The sequence below is a fragment of the Pseudomonas japonica genome (assembly GCF_900188455.1).
GTDB classification, from domain to species: Bacteria; Pseudomonadota; Gammaproteobacteria; order Pseudomonadales; family Pseudomonadaceae; genus Aquipseudomonas; species Aquipseudomonas japonica.
Map to the genome: position 1 here is coordinate 78,419 of NZ_FZOL01000007.1, position 21,086 is coordinate 99,504.

The 21,086-nt window shown below is 61.9% G+C and carries 13 protein-coding genes and 1 other RNA gene; 12 read left to right on the forward strand and 2 right to left on the reverse strand.

From position 1 onward, the window contains the following. Positions 1-60 precede the first annotated feature (60 nt). Positions 61-452, forward strand: a transfer-messenger RNA (tmRNA) gene (gene ssrA, locus CHB99_RS10930). A gap of 74 nt (positions 453-526) precedes the next feature. Here ssrA and CHB99_RS30075 read toward each other — a convergent pair. Then, complete coding sequence (locus CHB99_RS30075; RefSeq protein WP_141137281.1) at positions 527-1,024, reverse strand: twin-arginine translocase TatA/TatE family subunit; 498 nt, start codon at positions 1,022-1,024, stop codon at positions 527-529. Between the two features lie 213 nt (positions 1,025-1,237). Between CHB99_RS30075 and CHB99_RS10940 the strand changes: the two genes are divergently transcribed. From CHB99_RS10940 to CHB99_RS10950, 3 genes are read left to right on the forward strand one after another with little or no spacing between them, the layout of a single operon-like run. Continuing rightward, a complete protein-coding gene (locus tag CHB99_RS10940; RefSeq protein WP_042125688.1) occupies positions 1,238-2,857 on the forward strand; it encodes a methyl-accepting chemotaxis protein in 1,620 nt (539 codons plus the stop codon). Positions 2,858-2,886: 29 nt separating this feature from the next. Further along, on the forward strand, positions 2,887-4,047 hold the full coding sequence (locus CHB99_RS10945; protein ID WP_084702761.1) for a porin: 1,161 nt from the start codon (positions 2,887-2,889) through the stop codon (positions 4,045-4,047). 11 nt (positions 4,048-4,058) lie between these two features. Beyond that, complete coding sequence (locus CHB99_RS10950; RefSeq protein ID WP_042125686.1) at positions 4,059-4,463, forward strand: hypothetical protein; 405 nt, start codon at positions 4,059-4,061, stop codon at positions 4,461-4,463. A 138-nt stretch (positions 4,464-4,601) separates the two neighbouring features. Here CHB99_RS10950 and CHB99_RS10955 read toward each other — a convergent pair whose 3' ends face one another. Next, complete coding sequence (locus CHB99_RS10955; protein ID WP_042125684.1) at positions 4,602-5,342, reverse strand: thioesterase II family protein; 741 nt, start codon at positions 5,340-5,342, stop codon at positions 4,602-4,604. A gap of 146 nt (positions 5,343-5,488) precedes the next feature. Here CHB99_RS10955 and CHB99_RS10960 point away from each other — a divergent pair, with 146 nt between their 5' ends. The 8 genes from CHB99_RS10960 to CHB99_RS10995 all read left to right on the forward strand — a co-directional run bounded on the left by CHB99_RS10960 (position 5,489) and on the right by CHB99_RS10995 (position 21,065). Next, a complete protein-coding gene (locus CHB99_RS10960) occupies positions 5,489-6,769 on the forward strand; it encodes an MFS transporter (protein WP_084702759.1) in 1,281 nt (426 codons plus the stop codon). 112 nt (positions 6,770-6,881) lie between these two features. Continuing rightward, positions 6,882-8,618, forward strand: a complete 1,737-nt coding sequence (locus CHB99_RS10965) for a fatty acyl-AMP ligase (protein WP_042125680.1) — start codon at positions 6,882-6,884, stop codon at positions 8,616-8,618. 5 nt (positions 8,619-8,623) lie between these two features. Further along, a complete protein-coding gene (locus CHB99_RS10970; protein ID WP_052419448.1) occupies positions 8,624-8,896 on the forward strand; it encodes an acyl carrier protein in 273 nt (90 codons plus the stop codon). Further along, the gene (locus CHB99_RS10975; RefSeq protein ID WP_042125676.1) at positions 8,893-9,708 is read left to right on the forward strand and encodes a thioesterase family protein; all 816 of its coding nucleotides are present in this window, start codon (positions 8,893-8,895) and stop codon (positions 9,706-9,708) included. Before CHB99_RS10970 ends, CHB99_RS10975 begins: the two co-directional genes overlap by 4 nt. A gap of 63 nt (positions 9,709-9,771) precedes the next feature. After that, a complete protein-coding gene (locus CHB99_RS10980; protein ID WP_167335866.1) occupies positions 9,772-16,371 on the forward strand; it encodes a type I polyketide synthase in 6,600 nt (2,199 codons plus the stop codon). A gap of 17 nt (positions 16,372-16,388) precedes the next feature. Continuing rightward, the gene (locus CHB99_RS10985) at positions 16,389-19,574 is read left to right on the forward strand and encodes an aminotransferase class III-fold pyridoxal phosphate-dependent enzyme (RefSeq protein WP_052419446.1); all 3,186 of its coding nucleotides are present in this window, start codon (positions 16,389-16,391) and stop codon (positions 19,572-19,574) included. 80 nt (positions 19,575-19,654) lie between these two features. After that, a complete protein-coding gene (locus CHB99_RS10990; RefSeq protein WP_141137282.1) occupies positions 19,655-20,206 on the forward strand; it encodes a hypothetical protein in 552 nt (183 codons plus the stop codon). Between the two features lie 4 nt (positions 20,207-20,210). Next, on the forward strand, positions 20,211-21,065 hold the full coding sequence (locus CHB99_RS10995) for a hypothetical protein (protein WP_042125673.1): 855 nt from the start codon (positions 20,211-20,213) through the stop codon (positions 21,063-21,065). Positions 21,066-21,086 lie beyond the last annotated feature (21 nt).

Here is a 21,086-nt window from a genome sequence, read left to right on the forward strand (position 1 = left end):
ATGATGTCGTATAATCCGCCTCACGCGCTTGAAAAAGCGTCAGCTTAGAGCAGAAAAAATGGGGCCGATTAGGATTCGACGCCGGTAACGAAACTCTAGGTGCATGCCGAGTTGGTAACAGAACTCGTAAATCCACTGTTGCAACTTTCTATAGTTGCCAATGACGAAAACTACGAGGGTTACGCTCTCGCTGCGTAAGCAGCCGAGCCCGCTCTCCTGGTAGCTTCGGCTCCAGCAATCATCAGGGGATGCCTGTAAACCCGAAATGATTGTCATACAGAACAGGATCGCCGTGCAGTACGTTGTGGACGAAGCGGCTAAAACTTACACAACTCGTCCAAAGCACCCTGCCCGTCGGGCGGCTGCGGATTAACTCAATAGACACGGCTAAGCATGTAGTACCGACAGCGGAGTACTGGCGGACGGGGGTTCAAATCCCCCCGGTTCCACCAAACACCTTACAAAGCCCCAGTTGATGGGGCTTTGTGCTATCTGGACTCAGCGTTTTGGCCGGTGCCCCCCCTCTTTAGCCATCGCGCCGTCTGGAATCCACCCGCTGCTCATCGGCGAGCAGGCCATCCGAACTGTCTCTGACCGACTCGCGAAATCCTTTGATCACCTCGCCCAAGTCGCGACTCAAGTACCGCATACGTTTGCCGCCGAACAGCACCAAGACGACCAGCAAGATCACCGCCCATTCCTCCTCCATGCGCGTCGCGACCAAGTGCTTCGTGCCGTATGCGCATGCCCGCCGCTTTTTTTCTTGCACGAAATCAAAACTTCTGTATTTTGCATAACACACGAAATAATAAATAAACCGCAACCATGTGGTGAGGGCTAGGATGGACTTGGGAACCAAGGCGCTGTCGCTGTCCAAAGGGGCGCGAAGGTCCCGTTGCAACCGTTGGGGAACGCAGCTCTGCAACCGGCTGCTGCTTCCGGAACCGACCATCCCCAGCCCGGAGAAACGCAGGCGGCTTTTCTTCCTCGAGCGGCTGAGCGACGCCCAACGGAGTGCGATCAATACGTCCTGGCCACGCCTGGGCGGGAGCGCGCCGGAATGAAACGCGGTCCGCCCGACATCCCCTGGCACTGATCGCACCTCCAATGGCTTGAGCGCACGCGACCCGGCGGGCGCCTCCTGACTTTTCGAACGACGCACTCGCGGCCACCCAACGGCTGTGATGGCTTCGCCTGCGCGAGCAACGCCCCTTCCCCCTTCGCGAGCAAGGACCCTATGCCCAAAGCCATGTCGCTGACCCTGAAACTCTCCCTGCCACCGGCCGTGGCCCTGACCGGCCTGCTGCTTTTCGTTGGCTACACCGCGCTGCAACTGGACAACAACGACAGCCGGCTGGTAGCCCTTGAAACGCACAGCTACCCCACCCTGGAGACTGCCGACCGGGCGATCTTCCAGTTCTCGCGCATTCCCGGCCTGCTCAACGGTGCGGTTGCCGCCGGCGAGCGCGATACCCTGGAGGAAGCCCGCAAGACCCTGGCCGATGTGAACGCCAGGTTGAACGAACTGACGTCACTTTCAGATGGCCAGACCAACAGCGACGAAGCGCTGAACGCCTGGTCGGTCGCCATCCGGAACTACGCAGACAATGCGGTGACGACCTCCGAGCAATTGCTCGGCGGAGCAGCCTTCGAGGACCTGCGGCCGAACCTCGATCGGATGGCGACGGACCTCAAACGCGCGCAGACGGCCGGAGACCGGTTTCGCCAGCAGGTCTACGGCGATTTCCAGGCCAGCCTGACCCAGGTGCGTACCGATAACGCCACCACCACCCACGTCGGCTACCTGCTCAGCCTTGCCCTGTTGCTGCTGGTCAGCCTCGGCTCGGTGCTGGTGATCCGCCAGGTGATGAACAACATCCGTGGCGTGATCGCCTCGCTCAGGGCCATCGCCACTGGGGATGGCGACCTGACGCGGCATGTCAGCGTCGATTCGCAGGATGAAATCGGCGAGATGATCGGTCTGTTCAACGGCCTGCTGGACCGGCTGCAGGGCACCATCCGCAAGATCATCGAAACCGCCAGCCCGCTCGAACAGATGTCCCGGGAGCTGCACCGGCTGACCCAAGGCGCCGAGCAAAGCACGCGCTCTCAACAGGAACGCACGGAGTCCATCAGCCGCGATATCGGCACCATGACCGGCAGCATCCAGGAGGTGGCGCAGCGTTCACGGCAGGCCTCTGAAGAAGCCAGTGCCGCCACCCGCCAGGCCGACGAGGCCCGGCAGAACATCGATAGCCTTTCCTCCAGCATCGGCGACCTGGGCAACAACGTGCTCGGTTCGGTACAGGCCATGCAGAAACTGGAAGAAGAGACCCAGCAAGTGGGCACCGTGCTGACGGTGATCCGCAGCATCGCCGAACAGACCAACCTCCTGGCCCTGAACGCAGCCATCGAAGCGGCGCGCGCCGGCGAACAAGGTCGTGGTTTCGCCGTCGTCGCCGACGAGGTGCGCAACCTCGCGCAGAAGACTGCCGCCTCCACGGCGGAGATCCAGAGCATCATCCAGCGCCTGCAGAGCAGCGCCCATAACGTCTCGAACGCGATGGCCGTGAATGGCGCCAAGGCCAGGGCCAGCATCGAGCGCTCCGACCAGGCCACCCTGACCCTCGAAGCGATCACCCGTGCCGTTCGCCAGATCGATGAGCTGAACGCGGGCATCGCCCGCTTCACCCACGAACAGATCGGGCTCTCTCGTTCGATCCAGCAGGACACCGAGGTCCTGCAGCAGGACACCGAGGCCACCACCCGCGGAGCCGACGCCACTGCGCGTCTGGGCGAACAGCTGGTGGACACCGGCGAACACCTGCGCAGCGCCACCGCCCAGTTCCGCATCTGACCTTTCCCAACCACACGAGCAGTAAGAGCATGCAAGGTATAAGAACACTCGGTCTGGCCAGCCTCATTGTGAGCGCCCCTGCCATCGCCCTGGAGCAGGGTGAACATCGCTTCAATGGCTTCGGCACCGCCGGCTTCACCTACCTGGGGGGGGAGGACGCCGGACGCAGCTATGGCATCAACGGGCAGACCACCGACTCCTGGCGTGGCGACCAGCTCTCCAAACTGGGAGCCCAGCTCCAGTACGGGCTGACCGATACGCTGGGCGTCACCGTCCAGGCCACTGCCAAGCCGGAGCGGGACACGTGGAAAGGGAACCTGGAGTGGGCCTACCTCTCCTGGGCCGCCAGCGACCGTCTGACCCTGCGTGCAGGCCGTCTGCGCCTGCCGGTATACATGCACTCGGAAACACTCGATGTCGGCTTCACCCACCCCTGGCTGCGCCTGCCGGACGAGGTCTACAGCCAGGTCCAGCTGAGCAACTACGAAGGCGGCGATCTGCTCTACAGCCTGCCCATCGGTATCGGTTCCCTGGCGTTCCAGGTGGCCGGCGGCCAGGCGGTCAACCGCAACGTGTTCGCCCTGGATGACCTCTACGACATCGACTACAAGAAAGTCTTCGCCGCCAACGTCACCCTGGAAACCAGCGATTTCGGTGCCTTCCGCGTGGGCTACGCCGAAGCCGATATCGACGCCGACCTCACCAGGTCGGTAATCGCGCCCGGCGGCGTGCCGGCCAGCGTCGGCTTCAAGCGCCTGGACCAACAGAAGACCAAGTTCACCTCCATCGGCTACCAGTACGACAACGGCACCTGGATTTCCTCCAACGAATGGACCAGCAACAACAGCGAGGCGGACCAGGAAGGCAGCATCGACGCGTTCTACGTCATGGGCGGCCGGCGCTTCGGCGACGTGCTGCTGCACCTCACCTACGCTCAACTGGACGAAGACCGCGGCCGTCAGAGCTCCTGGACCTATGGCGTGAATTACAACCTGACGCCATCCGTCATCCTCAAGGGTGAATACAAGCGAGTCGACACCCGTGGCACTGGCTACCGCGGCGTGTTCGTCGAGGGCGCCCAGGAAACGTTCGACCACGCACTCTACGCAGCGAGCAACGGCGCGGCAGGCGTGCCTGCGCGCAACTACGACGGCGACATCCTCAGTGTCGGCATCGACTTCGTGTTCTAAGGAGTGCCCTCATGAAGCCATTCATCACCGCCCTGCTCGCCACCGCCCTGGCAACGGCCTCGGCCTTTGCCCATTCGGAAACGGTCGTTATCGCGAATGCCGGCGCCAGCGCCTCGCCCTCTCAGTCGGACGTGGCGAACATCTTCCTCGGAAAGGACACCAGCCTCAAAGGCATCGACCAGAAGGGCTGGAACCCCACCAAAGAGAAATTCTACGGAGCCGTCACCAACAAGAACGAGGCGCAGCTCAAGTCCTACTGGTCCGGCCTGGTGTTTACCGGCAAGGGCCAGCCGTTACCGAGCGTTGCCGACGACGCAGCCGTGGTTGCTCTGGTCGGCGCGGAAGCGAACGCCATCGGTTACGTCGACAAGACTGCTGTCAACGATAAGGTGAAAGTGCTCTTCAGCCTGCCCTAGCCACACTTTGCCCATCTGCTGACCGCCTCGCCGGCCCGCGCGTCCGGCGGGACGGTCAGGGTCGGCTCTACTCAAGCAGGGACGGCGCCAGGACCCCACCCAAGCCATGAACGCGATGGTCAGAGGGCTCACAGGCCACTAGGCAGTCTCTCCCAGCACGCTCGCGATCATGCTCGTCACTTCGCTGACGTTGTCGTCGAGATAAAAATGCCCGCCAGGGAACAGATTGATCCGGGTACTGCCTTCCACATGGGCCCGCCATGCGACCAGGTCGGCAGTAGGCGCCAGCGGATCATGGGTACCCCCGAACAGGTAGAGATCGCAGCGAAGTTTTTCGCCCGAGCCAGGCTGCCAGGTCTCCAGGGCTTCCAGGTCGGCGCGGATGATCGGCAGGAAATGATTCAGGACATCCGGGCGCTCCAGCAATGGCGCTGGAATTCCATCGAAGGCCTGCAGGGCCTCGACGAGTTGTCGGTCTGGCAGCCTGTGCAGAAGATCCTGCACGCGAATATGCGGCGCTCTACGTCCAGAAATGATCAGTGCTTTCGGGAGCGGATAGCCGCGCGCCTGCAACTGCCGGCCAAGTTCGAACGCAACCGTTGCCCCCATGCTGTGGCCAAAAAAATAGTAAGGCGCTGCCAGTTGCGGCGCGATCTCCTCAACCAGTGTTGCCAACAGGGCCTTCAGGTCTCTGCATAGCGGCACTGCGCTTTTCATTCCCCGGCCAGGATATTCAAGGGGAACCACCTGAACAGAGGCAGGCAAGCGCTTTTTCCACGCGATATAGCGTGCCGTGGTGCCACCCGCATTCGGAAAGCAAAAGAGTTTGGCTGGATGTGCTGGTTGTGCCTCGGGAGCGCATGAGGAATGAGGTTTCATAACGTATGCCCGTGGGACGGTTGGTCCCGAGACACAAAGCCAACAAGATTCATACTATCGATATCTCTTCTACTTAACTATTCATGGAAATGATTTTGGTTTTTTAGAAATAACCACCATGCATACTTTGGAACACAGAGTGACCGATGGATATTCCAGAGTCATTCTATGGACAAGAAATTCTAAAAGAAAATCAAAAAGATAGAATTTCATTCATAAGGAGATGCCGCGTGCGGACAAGTCCATGGCTTGCGTTGTTCATACTCTTTCTAGCCCGTGTGGCATTAGGGTTTCAGTTTCAATCGGTAGTGTCGATTGCACCTGAACTCATGGCCACCTTCAGCGTGAACCACACCGCCATAGGAACCCTTGTCGGGCTCTTTACCTTGCCGGGTCTGGTCTTTTCCCTGCTGGCTGGCGTGATGGGCAAGCGTTTCGGTAACAAACTGGCCGTATCTGGCGGTTTGATATTAATGGTCAGCGGTTCGGTCTGCATGGCACTGGCACCAGACTTCCTGGTGCTGTCCATCGGACGATTGCAATGTGGGTTTGGCGCCATCGTCTTGTTTGTCCTGTTGAGCAAGATGGCGGCGGACTGGTTCACAGGCAAGCAACTGGGCATCGCCATGTCGGTGATCATCAATGGCTGGCCCATTGGTATCGGCGCAGGCCTGCTGACTCATCACTTGATCGCCGAATCTCTGACCTTCAACGCCGTGTTCTGGGCAAACGCTCTGGTCGCGGGCGTGGTGTTGCTGTCGATGCTGGCGCTGTATCGAAACCCTCGCGTCGAGCGTCAGGCCAGCGTAGCGCCGTTATCACGCATCTCTCGCCTCGAAGTCTTGCAGGTGAGCCTCTCGGCCATTGGCCTGACACTCTATAACGCCGCGGTGGTAATGATCCTCAGCTTCGTACCGGGGATGTTCATTGCCAACGGAACAGCGCCGCTAACAGCAGGTTCTCTGGTCAACCTGCATATTCTGGTGTCCATCGCTGGCGTAACCGTGGGGGGAATCCTCTCGTCGAAAAACAGTCGATTCCTGTCAGCGGGTATTTCTCTTCTTATCTGCTCGTTCGTATTGGCATCTCTCGCCTTGGCGCAAACCAGCAACGCCTTCTTCAATACACTGTTCATCGCAACGGGATTCGTAATCGGCATTCCTGCCGCGTTATTGATGACCTTACCCACCACGGTACTTGCACCGGCCAACAGGGATGTAGGCTTTGGTATTCTCTACACCTGGGTTTATGGCGGACTTGCATTATTGATGGTATTGGTCGGCCATGTGCAAACGGTCTATCAGATACCCTCGGCACCCGTCATATTGGCCGCAATTCTTTTGATACTCACGCCAGTCTCCACCTGGATGTTCGTTACGCTGACACGCCAGAAAGAAAATCCAAAAGTTACAGCCCCCTCGGTGTGAGACATATCACTCGAACATAATTAAACATTATCGTCACACGACCAAACCATACTTACGCCATACCTTAGACGTTCCATATCGCCAACTACTGCTCTGCAATAGAGAGGTAATCATGCGCCTGAGAAATATACTTTCCTATTTGGAATATCATTCCGCTCAACAGGGCGATAAAGCAGCTTTCATTTATCTGGAACAGGGTGAACATGAAGCCGAGCGCATTTCTTTTGCGCAACTTCAGCAGCAGTCCTACACCTTGGGGGTTGCACTGGCCGGGACGTTCGAGCGTTCGAGCCGAGTGCTGATCGCATTGCCCGACGGCATCGATTTCATTCGAGCATTTCTCGGCGCGCTGTATGCCGGGCTGATTCCGGTTCCAGCCAAACCGGCCCTGAACAGTGAATCAGAGGCGAAGCTGATTCGCATCGCGGAAGACAGCCAGGCGCAAGGCATTTTCATGGTGCCGGGCCCCCTCGAGGCTCAGAGTCCGGAGCTGTCTCACGCCCTGGGCCGAATGCAGCTTCTCGTCAGCGAGGCACTTATCTCGAGGGTGCCGAGCGACCAGTGCGCGGGTATCGAAGGCCAGTCATCGTGCGGATCGGAGTTGGCATTCCTGCAGTACACCTCCGGCTCGACCGGCCATCCCAAAGGGGTCATGGTTTCGCATGACAACCTGCTGGCCAACGAGGACATGATGTCCTGGGCCTGGGCGACGACTACCGATGACGTCATCGTGTCGTGGCTGCCGATGTTCCACGACATGGGTTTGATGGGTTCGGTGCTGTTGACCATATTCTCGGGAGCGCAATGCGTACTGATGAGGCCAACGGCCTTTGTCCAGCGCCCGGCACGTTGGCTGGAGGCCGTGCAGACCTACGGCGGCACGATCACCGGCGGTCCCAATTTCGCCTACAAGATGCTGGCAACCGAGCGGGTAACTCACTCTTTCGAGCACCTGAACCTCTCGACGCTCAAGGTTGTTTACTGCGGTTCGGAGCCCATCTCGTCAGCGGTGGTGCAGAAGTTCCTGAAAGCCTATGAGCGCTTCGGTCTGCGTGCCGAAACGTTCAGCCCCAGCTATGGCATGGCCGAAGCGACACTGATGGTGTCGGGCGGCAGGTTGGGTCATGTGTACTCCACCCTGGCAATGGATGCGGTGACCGGCATGGCCTTGCCGGGAGAAAACCCGGAAGAGGCCCGTCCTGGTATCAAACAGGTGATTGCCTGTGGCGTGAGCATGCCCGACCAGCAACTGCGCATCGTCAACCCGCACACCCGGCGCCAGTGCGCCGAATTTGAAACCGGTGAGATCTGGGTAGCCGGCCCACATATCGCGCTGGGTTACTGGAACAAGCCCGAGGCCAGCGAAGACAGCTTCGCAGCCATCATCGAGGGCGAACCGGCGCAACGCTATCTGCGCACAGGCGATATGGGCTTCCTGGCAAATGGCGAGTTGTACATCAATGGGCGCATCAAAGAGCTCATTATCATCAATGGCAACAACTACTACCCGCAGGATATCGAAGAGACCTGCTCGGCCTCGCACCCGGCGCTCGGGCCACGCGCCGCGGCGTTCGGCGTGAACAGCCACAGCGGTGAAGAGATTGTGATCGTCCAGGAATTGTCCAAGTCCCTGCAGGACGAGCTGACGTCCGGCCATCTGGATGAAATCACCTCCAACATCCGCTCCTCTGTCTATCGCAAGCATTCTCTCCCGCTCAAGGAAATCATTTACGTGAGGAACAACGGCATTCCGCAAACCACCAGCGGGAAGATCTGTCGTGTCAGTTGCCGGCGCAATTATGAATCCCGTTCACTCGCGGCCGTTGGCCTGACAGCGTCGGAGGAATGAACGCGATGTCACCTGACAAACCCAGCGTGAACGATTGGCTGAGCCAATACCTGAGCAGCGAGCATTCGATCGATCCGCGCACGATCCGACTGAAAACCACATTCAGTGAACTCGGGCTCGACTCCGCAACAGGCGTAGCGCTGACCCTGGACGTCGGGGATTGGCTGGGTATCGAGGTCGAGCCGACGGTGATCTTCGATTATCCGACTGTCGAGTTGTTTTGTACCCACGTGGAACAACTCCACGCCCAGAAGCTGAACGAGAGGAAGCGGTCATGAAGTTTCTCGAAGCATTGCGTCAGGCACCAGGCGAAGTATCCGAACCCGGCAGTCTGTCCATTTCCGATCGCTGGGACATTCTCGGCTACCCCAATGGCGGCTATCTCGCTGCCCTTGCCGCCGCGACCATGGCCCAGGTTACCGGCCCTCATCAGGATCCCCTGACCCTCAGTGCGCACTTTCTCGGGCACCCGACAGCCGGGCCGGCCCGCGCCGACGTGCAGCTGGTGGACAGCAAGAAGAGCCTGTCTCGCACCCTGATGAGCCTTGCCCAGAACGGCGCGGCGACAGGCCTGTATACCGGCACCTTTACCGATTTCTCCCAGGCCAGAGGGGACACGCTCGCCAGTAGCCGCTGCCGCAGCCTGCCAGACATTGCCAGCTTCGTCCCACTGCAGGACTTGCCACACTTGCCATTGCCTCCCGCCTTCGCCAGTCGCTTCGACCTGCGTGTGCGGCCCGAGCTGCTGAGCAAGCCCGACCCGCGCAACAAAGCGGAAGTTGAAGGCTGGATCAGCTTCAGCGACGACATCGAGCCGGACTTGTACAGCCTGATCCTGTTTGCCGATGCCTTCCCGCCGACCCTGTTCTGCGTACTCCCCCCGCAAGCCTGGGGTTCCATCCCCACCCTCGAATACACCGTGCATCTGAAGGCGCACCCCTGCCCAGGGCCGATCTACGGGCGCTTCGTCACCGAGCACATGGTCAGCGGTTTTCTGGAGATCGACGGCGAGCTGTGGGATTGCGAAGGCAACCTGGTCGCCGTTTCGCGCCAGGTAGCCAAGTCAAGGCTGACCTCCAGCGCGGCTTAACCCAGAGGCGGTCAACACCGCCTTCCCCCAAATCAGTCAATGCGTCTTTCAAGGAAGAGGGATATGGATCGCACTCCGTCTACCCCCATTGCAGTTGTAGGGATGGCTTGCCATTTTCCCGGTGCCACTGATCTCGATAACTTCTGGTCCTTGCTTGAGCAGGGCGGCCGGTCGATCAGCCAACTGACCTGCGATCGCTGGAACAATCCGGCCCTCTACAACGCCAGGGCGGGAACACCGGGCAAGCTGGCGACCCAGGCGGCCGGTCTGATCGACAACTTCGATCGCTACGACTATGCCTTCCTGGGATTGTCCAAAGTCGAAGCGCAAAGCACCGACCCGCAACAACTGCTGGCCCTGGAAACGACGTGGCGCGCACTGGAAGACGCCAATATTCGCCCCTCGAATCTGGCGGGCAAACGCGTTGGCGTTTTCATGGGGGCCTCGGGCAACGATTACGAAGCGATGCAAACCACACGCATCGACACATTGACCGCGCATTCGGGCACCGGTACCAACGCAAGCATCATCTCCGCGCGCATCGCCTATGCGCTGGACCTTCGTGGTCCGGCCATGACCCTCAATACGGCCTGCTCGTCTTCGCTGGTGGCTATCCACGAGGCTTGCCTGAACATCCAGGCGGGACTGTGCGAGAGCGCCGTGGCGGGCGGTGTGCACCTGATGCTGATTCCCGGCACGACGGTGGCCGTGTCCCAGGCCGGGATGATGTCACCTCAAGGGCTGTGTAAAACCTTCGACGAAAGCGCTGATGGTTACGTCCGTGCCGAAGGCTGCGGCATGGTCATGCTCAAGGATTTGCGCAAAGCGCAGGAAGACGGCGACCGCATCTACGCCGTCATCAAAGGGTCGTCAGTCAATCAGGATGGCTTGACCAACGGTCTGACCGCGCCGAACCGTCGCGCCCAGGAGCAGGTCATTCTGCAAGCGCTGGAGCGGGCTGGCGCCACGCCCGACGACATCGGTTATGTCGAGGCGCACGGCACGGGTACGCGCCTGGGCGACCCTATCGAAATCAATGCGCTGAAAGCCCTCTACGGGGCCTCCACGGAGGACGCAGCGCAGTGCTACGTCGGCTCGGTGAAGGCCAATATCGGCCACCTGGAACCGGCCGCGGGTGTCGCAGGATTCATCAAGACCGTATTGCAACTGCATCGGCGGACCATTCTTCAGCAGCCCTCCACCGGCACGCTCAATCCGTTGATCCAGTTGGGTGGCAGCCGTCTGGCCATACCGCGCGAGAACCTGAAGTGGCAACAAGCGGACAGGCTCGCGGCCATCAGTGCCTTCAGTTTTGGCGGGACCAACTGTCACCTGATCGTGGGCAGTCACGCGGAGCCTGCCGTGGAGGCCGAGGCCCGGATCGAGCAAAACCATCTGCTCCTGCTGTCGAGTAAAAGCGAGAAGGCCCTTCCGGCATTGATCGATTCCTATATCCGGGCGCTGCAAACCGAAGGGCAGCCTTCGTTGCGAGATCTGTGCGCAACGACCGCGAACGGCCGCGAGCACTTCGACTATCGCGTGGCGATTACTGGCGCCAACCCTGCTGGCTGCATCAAGAAATTGCAGGCACTTGACCTGGCAAAGGTCGATCGTGCTGGCGAAGGCCTGAAAATCGCTTTCCTCTTTTCCGGGCAGGGCACTCAGTACTTTTCCATGGGGCGTGCGCTCTATGAGCGATACGCCGTGGTTCGAGAGTGGATCGAGCGGGGCTCCGTATTGATCGAGCGAGCACTCGGCGTGAAGGCTCAGGATATTCTCTGGGATGACCCCAGCCTGGATCTCAACCGTACCGCCCTCACGCAGCCGGCGCTCTATGTCCTGGAAGTGGCCATTGCCAAACTCTGGGAGAGCTTCGGCATCGTGCCGAGCAGGGTGGTGGGACACAGCATCGGTGAGTATGCGGCGGCCTGTATCAGCGGCGCTTTCTCGTATGAAGTCGGCCTTGCGCTGGTCCTGGCCCGTGGCCAGTGCATGGAAGCACTGGGTGTGGACGGCAATATGCTGGCTGTCAAAGGTACCCGGGCCGAGGTTGCAGCGATTTGCGCAAGGCTGTCCCCAAACCTGCACATTGCAGCGATCAATACCGCGGCGGACACGGTTGTGGCGGGCCTTGCGCCCGACATAGCGGCCTTGAGCGCTCATTTGACCGCCGAGGGCTTCGCCGTCTTCCCGCTCAAAGGCAATCGACCTTTTCACAGCCCGCACATGGCGCAGGCCGCAAACGAATTCCTGGCCACTGCCCGGCGCGCCGAATTCACGGCCGGTCGCATTCCGATGCTGGAGAACGTCGGTGGGACGCGAGTTGGCGAGTCGGGCCTGACTGCCGAGTATTGGGCGAAGCAGATCACCAGCCCCGTGGACTTTCTGGGATGCATCCAGCACGCCGACCTGACGGATGTCGAGGTGTTCGTCGAGATCGGCCCTGGCTCGACACTGCTGGGCCTGACGAGGGCATCGCGAGAGGGATCGAGCACGCTTTACCTGCCGTCGTTATCGTCCCGTGACAAGGCGGACGAGACGCTCTTGAGTTCACTGGGAAATCTCTATTGCCGGGGAGGTGCCGTCGACCTGGGGCCGCTCTATGGCAGCGAGCGCCGAGCATCGGTGCCGGGTCATCCTCTGCTGAGGGAACCCGTCCTGACCAATCTGGACCCCGCGCGATGGGCGCCAGCGCTCGCGCCCCAACCCGTCCATGCCGTTCAATGGTCGCCAGTGAGCCGCCCTGTTCCCGCGTCGATGTCGGCCGATGCCCCCGTGCTCGTGCTGCAGGGTGCTGAACCCTCCTCGTCGCTTCGGGACAACTGGCGCTTCGTCTCGTTCGGGCAATGGCAGGCGAGTGGCGCGACCCGGTTTGTGGACGCCAACAGCGCGCCGCGCATTGTCGTACTGCCCTGCTTTCTTGCCGAGCAAGCCGCGCAATATGGCGATGTACCTGCCGCGGCCCGATTGACGATGTCGGCGCTGGCAACCGTCAGGAGCGTGCATCAGGCCTCGCCTGCCGCGCTGAACATGACCTTCGTGCTGCCAGCGGAAGGTTCCATGCAGGACCTGCCGTGGAGCGCCATTCCCGGTGCCTTGAAGTCGGTGCAACTTGAGCTGCGCAATGCCGAGTTGAAGTCGGTATTCGTCCCCGCGCACGCACAGACAGAGCTCTTGCCCGAAGTGGTCGAACTGAGCGGGGTCAAAGGCAGCGAGGAATATCGCCTCGACGAAAACGGAACACAGGCACTGCGCCTCTTGCCCACGAGCATCGCCGCGGGCCGTCAGAGCATCTTGCCGACCCATGCCTATGTGATCAGCGGCGGTACCGGCAGCATCGGCGTGTCGTTGGCCCACGCGCTGCTGGAAAAAGGCGCCGGACAGGTGCTGCTGCTCAGCCGCAGCCAGAGCGATACCAGCGCACGCAGTGAGCGCCTGGCCCAACTGCTGGCCAGCAACAAGGTGCGCCTGGTGCGGACCGACGTGACGGACTACGCACGCTTGCTCGATACCTTGCGCCAGACCCACGCTCTGACGTTGCCCGTCGATGCGGTGTTCCATGCCGCCGGCCTGACCTCGCAAGTGTCCTTCGAGCAACTGACCCACGAGGACGTTGCCCAGGTGCAGGCCAGCAAGACCCAAGGCACGCTGGCGTTGTTCGAAGCCGCGCGGGCGTTGGGTGCCAGGCGCTTCATCAGCTTCTCGTCGATTTCTTCTCTCTGGGGCGCGCCGCAGTTGGCGCATTATTCGAGCGCCAATCGCTACCTGGACGCTTTCACCACCTTTGCCCACGGGGCCGGGCCGCAGCTTCTCGGCATCAACTGGGGCCCTTGGGGTAGTGATGGCATGGCCTCCGCGGAGTCACTGGCCGCGTTCGAGCGCATCGGCATTCATGCCCTGGAACCCAAAGCCGCCCTGCACTGCCTGTTCGACCTGCTCGATGCCGGGACTTCGGGGCAATTCATGGTCTGCGATGCCGACTGGGAGCGCTTGGCCGAGCAATACGCCACCCGTGGTGCGGCGGGTATTTTCCAGGCATTGCAGGCGCCGCTCGCAACGCCAGCCTCGCCGACGGCAGCTGCCGTGCGGACGACGGCGAGCGCCGAGCCGCTGGCGGTTGGCGAGTTCGTGACGCAGGCGATCGCCACCTTGCTCAATGAGGATGTCAGCAACATCGACAGCGGCGATTCGTTGCATGAACGAGGGCTGGATTCGCTGGCTGCCGTGCAGCTGCGCAATCAATTGGAGAAGCAGTTCGGCCTGACGCTGCCAGCGACGCTTATCTTCGACTTCCCCACCATCGAGGCCATTACCGGCTACATCACTCGGCAGATCGTGGCGGTCTCGCCGGTGCCGGAGCCCCCGCGGCAGAAGTCCTCGGTGCCGGACGATACGCGCATCGCCATTGTCGGAATGGGCTGCCGCCTGCCCGGTGACGTGGAGTCGCTGGAAGATTTCTGGGAGCAGCTGTGCTCGGGCAAAGATGCCATGCGGCCGATTCGGGAACGCTGGGCAAGCGCGCCGTTCTCGCTGGATGTGACGTCGTTGCCGGAGGATGTGCTGGCGTTGAAGGCCGGCCTGTTGTCAGGAATCGAAGGATTCGATCACCAGCTGTTTGGCATCACCGCCACCGAAGCCCGGTACATGGACCCGCAGCAGCGCCTGGCCCTGGAGCTCGCCTGGCGCTGCATCGAATCTGCTGGCTACAAACCGTCGGAGCTGGTGGGTCAGAAGGTAGGGATCTATATCGGCGTCGGTGCCAACGAATACCGAAACCTGTGCCTGAAGGATCCTGAAAGTTATCCCTACCTCAGCACCGGCAATGCCCTCAACGCGATTGCCGGCAGGGTGGCCTATCACTTCGGTCTCAAAGGTCCGGCCGTTACCATCGATACGGCCTGCTCGTCCTCGCTGGTCGCCATTCACCAGGCCGCGCAGGCCCTGCGCAATGGTGAGTGCACGCTCGCACTGGCCGGCGGCGTCAACTCCCTGCTCTGCCCCGATACCTTCATTTCCCTGGCACGCGCCAGGATGCTTTCGCCGCACTCGCGCTGCGCCACCTTCGACAGCACCGCCGATGGCTACGTGCGCGCCGAAGGGGGGGCGATGCTGCTGCTCAAGCGCCTTGGCGAAGCGGTTGCCGCGCAGGAAAGGGTGCATGCGGTGATTCAGGGGTCGGCGATCAATCAGGACGGCCGAAGTGCCAGCCTGACCGCGCCCAACGGGGCCTCGCAACAGGAGGTCATCAGCGAGGCGCTGGCCAGCGCGGGACTGACACCGGCCGATGTCGACTGGATAGAAACCCACGGCACCGGCACCGGATTGGGCGATCCCATCGAGCTGCAGGCACTGGACGCCGTGTACGGCGCAGAGGGCAAGACACTGACGGTAGGCGCGGTGAAATCCACCGTCGGGCACCTGGAGGCGGCGTCCGGAGTGGTGGGGCTGATCAAGATCGTCTGCGCCCTGGCTCACGATGCGATCCCGCCCAACCAGCACTTCACTGCGCTGAACCCCAATTGCCACGGCTTGCGCTCCAGGGTGCAGGTCCCCACCCAGGCATTGAAGTGGGAGCGGCAAGCCAACCGAGAACGCATCGCGGCCGTTAGCTCCTTTGGCTTCAGCGGCACCAATGTGCACATGCTGATTGCCGAGGGCGTCAGTCCGACGGTTGATGCCCGCGACGCGGTGCCGGCAAGCAAGGCGTTGCTATTGCTTGCCGCCAACTCCGGCAAAGCCCTCAAGCAGCAGATCGAGGCACTGAGCCGGCTGCCCGAGGCGGCCCTCCACGATGCGTGCGCGGAAAGCCTGTGGCTGAAGGACCCCGCACGTTTCCGGCAGGCGTTGTGTGCCGACACTCCACGGGCTCTGCACGATGCGCTGAACCGGCTGGCAGCGCAGGACACCCACGAGAAAGCACCGGCATCCCCCGCCGCAATCCTTCTGCCCGTGGCCCTGTCGAATACCAGTCTGCGGAGCGTTCGAACCCTGTATGCCGAGCAGGCACTTTTCCGGGAGTCTCTGAACGACTGCTGCACCAGAGCGGGCGTTCGCCCGGACGCGTTGTGGCAGAGCGAGCTGAACCCTCACGACCGGCCGGCATTGACGGTGGTGCTCAATGCCGCGTTGCTGAGGTTCTGGACGGCGCTTGGCGTAAAGGCAAGCTTGCCCGACAGCGGCATGGCCCCCCTGGTCCGAGCCTTTGTCGAAGGGCAGGACGTGTCGGCGCAAAGGGCGCTTTCGCAGGCCGCGGCAATCAGCTCCGCGGATGATTTCGAGACCTGCATCGCCAGCTACCGCGAATCGGGCAAGACGGTGCTGCTGTCGGGCGTCCAGGCACAAGGTTGTGTTGATTGCCTCGACCTTGCGAATGCGCTGCCGGCGCTGTTCATGCGTGGCTTCAACATGAAGCTGGAGAGTTTGTCGGAGGCTCGCAGACCCCGCACGCGGCACTTGCGCTACGTCTTCGATCGCCAGCCACATTGGCCACATAGCCCCGTCGCGCCCAGGCCGGCCGAACGCCAGACCTCATGGCACAGCCCGGCCCACGACGCTGACATGTCGCTGCCGCCTGAAGAAATTCACCTTGTGCTGACCCAGCAGCTCAACGCGCTGCACAGGCACATGGATGTGATGTTGTCGCTTTCCAAACAAACCCCCTAACACGGAACGTCAGTGCTATGAATTTCGATCAGATTGCTTCTGAGGTGATTCCTCGTCTGTCAAAGATCATCGGTCTCGGAGACAACGAAGAAATCTTGCTGGAGGACTCGTTGCTCGACACGGGCGCGGACTCGCTGATGGTGTTGAAGTGCGTCGACTTCATCAACGATCGATATGGGGTCTCTCTGACGACGGCACAGGTCTATGAAGAGCTCGAAACGGTCGGCGGCATCATCAGCGCCATCGTGGCGCAGTTGCCGGCGCAGGCGCCACGGGTGGAAGCCGCGGTCGCCGCAACGGTGCGCGCAGACGTCGCGCCGGCCCTGCCTGTCGAGCAACCTGGCAGCTACGAGGAGGCCCCCTCGACAAGCCGTGATGTGTTGATCCACACCCTGCTCAAGTCGCAGATGGACTTGATGAGCAAGCACCTCCAGCTCCTCCACGCGGCGCCGCAAGCGTCCACCCTGGCGGTCGCGGCGGCTGCGCCCTCCCCCGCGAAGACCGCGGACCAGCGCCCTGCTCCCGGCCCGGCGCCGACGCCGGACGCGCAAGCGCCCCAGCGGGAAGACCGCTTCAACGTGTTCAGCGCGCGCAAGAACGCGCAGAAGATCGTCGACCCGGAACAACAGCAATACCTTGCCGGTTACGCCGAGACCTACTCCGAGAAGCACCGCTCGTCGAAGGCGAAGACCGACCAGTATCGACCAGTGCTGGCGGACAACCGGGCCTCCGCCGGCTTCAGGCCCGGCACCAAGGAAATCCTGTTCCCATTGCTGGCAGACCGTACCGACGGCGCTCAGTTGTGGGATATCGACGGCAACCGCTTCATCGACATCACCATGGGCTTCGGCGTCCATCTGCTGGGCCATGGCCCGGCGTTCGTGAAGTCGAAGATGATCGAGCAGATCCAGACCGGCATGCCTATCGGGCCGCAATCGCCCCTGGCCGGCCGGGTGGCGGAGCTGGTGACCGAGCTGACCGGCCACGAACGGGTTGTCTTCTGCAACTCGGGTACCGAAGCCACGATGACGGCGGTTCGGCTTGCCCGGGCCCACACCGGCCGCTCCAAGATCGTCGTGTTCAGCGAGTCGTACCACGGCACGTTCGACGGCTTCCTGGCGCGCGCTTCCGCCGCCCCAGGCGAAGGGGCTGGCGGCATCTCGGTGGGTCGAGGCATTCAGCAGTCGTCGGTGCAGGACACCCTGGTGCTCGAGTACGGCGAGCAGCTCTCTCTCGACACCATTCGCGCGCAGGCCTCGGAGATTGCCGCGGTCATCGTCGAGCCTGTGCAAAGCCGTCGCCCGGCCCTGCAGCCCCAGGCGTTCCTGGCTGAGCTGCGCGCAATCACCCATGACAGCGGAATCGTGTTCCTGTGGGACGAGGTCATCACCGGCTTCCGTATCGCCCCCGGAGGGGCCCAGGAACATTTCGGCATTCGGGCTGACCTGGCGACCTACGGCAAGATCGTCGGCGGCGGAATGCCGATTGGCCTGGTCGCCGGCAAGGCTGCCATCCTCGACGGGATCGATGGCGGCACATGGCAGTACGGCGACCAGAGCGCCCCGCAGGTCGAGCCGATCTTCTTCGCCGGCACCTTCTCCAAGCACCCGCTGGCGATGGCGGCGGCGGTGCAGACGCTGGAGCACATCCAGCAGCACGCGGCAACGCTGTACAGCGATCTCAATCGCCTGACCGGAAACCTGGTCGAACGAAGCAACGCGCTGTTCAAGCGCCTTGGCGTGGACATCCGGGTAGAGCATTTCGGCTCGCTGTTCCGTTACGTGTCCAAGCGCAATCTCGATCTGTTCTTCAGCCACCTGCTGTTCAACGGTGTGTTCGTCTGGGAAGGGCGCAACTGCTTCTTGAGCACGGCCCACACGGAAGCGGATATCGACGCGATCGTGGCGGCGACTCAAGCGGCGCTGCAGCCTCTGATCGCGCACGGCTTCATGCCGGCCGCGCCTGCGCTCTCGCAGCGCACCGCAACCGTCTGGGAGCGGCGCTTCATCCAGCTTTGGCAAGCCCCCGAGCACGCGTTGAGCGTCAACATCGGCGGCGGGATCTTCTTCCCCGGCGATGACGACAGTGCGGCCCTGGCGCAGGCGGTCACCCGTGCTGTACGCAACGCCGACGCCGTGTTGTCGCGTTTCGACGCCACGGCGCAGCAATGGCTGGTGGTATCCGGCGAGATCACCCCCCAGGTGGTTGAACTCAGTGGCTATGGCGATGCCATCGAGCACACCGTCCTGGACGATCTGGTTGCCAGCGAGCAGCAGATCCCGTTCGCGGCCGATGGCAGCCAGCAACTGCGTGCCACTGTCTTTGTGCTTCGAGGGCAGGGCCTGCTCCTGTGCCTGACGGCAAACCATGCCGCTTGCGACGGGGCCGCTCTGGCGACCCTGAGCGAGCGGATCGTCAGCCTGTACCGCGGGGAAGCTGGCGAAAGCCTGAGCAGCGACCTGCCACTTCTGCAGACGCTGGAAAGCACTTATCGGCATTCGCCACAGTTCGATCTGGACCGGGAATTCTGGCTTCCGAAAATCGCTTATCTGCAAGGGGTTGCCTATCGCCCTGTCGAGCGGAACTGGCAGCAGCCGAGTCACCGCCAGGTGGTGCGGTTGCCGCGCCAGGCCGTCGCTTCGATTGCGCGCAGCTTGAAGATCACCCCGTTTGCCTGGCTCCTGTCCTGCTTCGCGCGCGGCCTTCGCACGTCGGCCTGGGCCGATGCCGGGTTGCTGGCGGTGCCCTTCGGCAATCGAGGCAAGCCGTTGCAGCAGACCCTGTGTCAGGTCACCAACCTCCTGCCGCTGCTGCCCGTCGACCACACCGATGCCGCCAGCGCGGCGAAGCAAGTGAGCGGCCTGCTGGCACGTCTGGCCGAGCATGCGGCCTATCCGGTTCTGACTGGCAACCACGACTCGCTGCCGGTATTCGCGAGCATCAACTGGGAACCCATCGACCTGGCTGACAGCAACGACAGGGGCATGCGCCTGGTCCACGGAAGTCAGCGCCTCACCGAGTTTCCCCTGGAGATGAACATCTACTCGGGGACCGATGAGATTACCGTCGTCGTGGACTTCATCCCGCCCCTGGCCGAGCACCTCGATGCATGGCTGCAGGACGCAGTGGCTCAAGCCACCACGGCCCTCGAACCAGCATCCCCTGCCCCTGCCACCAGCAGCATCCTGGAGCCTGCACAATGAACAGTCGGACAAATACCAATCCCGTGTCGTGGACGTTTGTGTCCCTCGCAGCCCTGGGTTGCCTGGGGGTCCTCCTGACCATGCTGGCGCTGCTGGGCTTTACCGACAAAGCGTTTGTCTACGCCATCCGGGTGATCGTCAAGATCGCTTTCACCTTCTTCGCCCTCTCGTATATCGCCGCGCCGTTGTATCGATTTTCCAGCGGCCGCGTAGCGACATTCCTCATGCGCCACCGGGCGACGACGGGGGCCGCGTTTGCCGCGTGCCATTTGACGGCGGGCATCTCCATCGCCTTCATCTGGGTCAACTTCCGCTACGTCATCGAGGCCATTTCAACGCCCGTGGATCGCGTGCTGGGGCTTATCGCGCTGAGCTGGATCGCGCTCATGCTGGTGACCTCCAGTGCCCGCGTGCAGCAGGCCATCGGTAGCCGGGCGTGGGGGCTGATCCACAAGTACGGAATGATGCTGATCTGGACCGGCTACATGCTCGACTACGGTCGACGCGCCCTCCAGTGGCACCCCGTGTTCGGCCTCTTCGTGGCCATTCTCCTGACCATCCTGGTTCTCCGCCTGGCCTCCCTGTTTGCCAAGGGGGCTTCTTCTAAAACTCAACACGTAGTACAGGGATAACACTATGACGCACGTACATTTGGACGCACGCACCCAGGCACGCAAGGCTATTCGTGAAGCGCTGCCGGAAGTCACCTGGCTGGAGAACGAAGCGTTCACCAGAGACTTGTGTGACGTGGTGCAAGCGCACCGTTTCTGCCGCCATCCGTTGATCGACGCCATGAACACCTGGGACATCGATCTGGCCTGGCTCAAGCCGTTCTACCTGGACACCGTGAATGCGATTTCAGGGCGCTTCACCGACTATCTCGTGCAGGCCATGCTCAACTGCTCGGCGCTGCAACCGAAGCTGGGGGCCCGCGCAGCCAGCGCGGCGCGGTTCCTGTTGCAGATCAACACGCTCGATGAACTGGGCTTCGCGCCCGGTGAGCACGACGGCAATTTCTGCGGCGACCCCGACAACGGTCATTTGAATCAGTTGCTGAAGGTGATGGCCGACATCGGCATCAGCGAGCGCGAACAGGCCGCTTACGTGGCCTCCGCGGCATCCGATGACGTAGCGCGACTGATCGACCAGCATCGACACGATCACCTGTACCTGGCGACCGTACTGGCGGTGCTGGAATCGTCACTCAACCCTTGGACCGAGTGCTGGGCCCGAGGCACCGCGATCGCGACCGGCATGGATACCAGCCAGGGCTACCACGCGATTCATACCGCGGACCACGAGGGGCATCTGATCGACGACGATCACTCCGAAGACAGCTGGTACATCGTGCGCCAGGCGCTCACCGCGCCGGACCATGAGCCCATTCGCCAGCTGACGTTCGAAGTGCTGGACAAGCTGGAACGCTATGCCGACTACCAACTCGGCTTGCTGGAAGCACAGCGCGGCAAGACCGGCGCTGGCAACGAGTAACGGCCTGATCATCAACCCTTG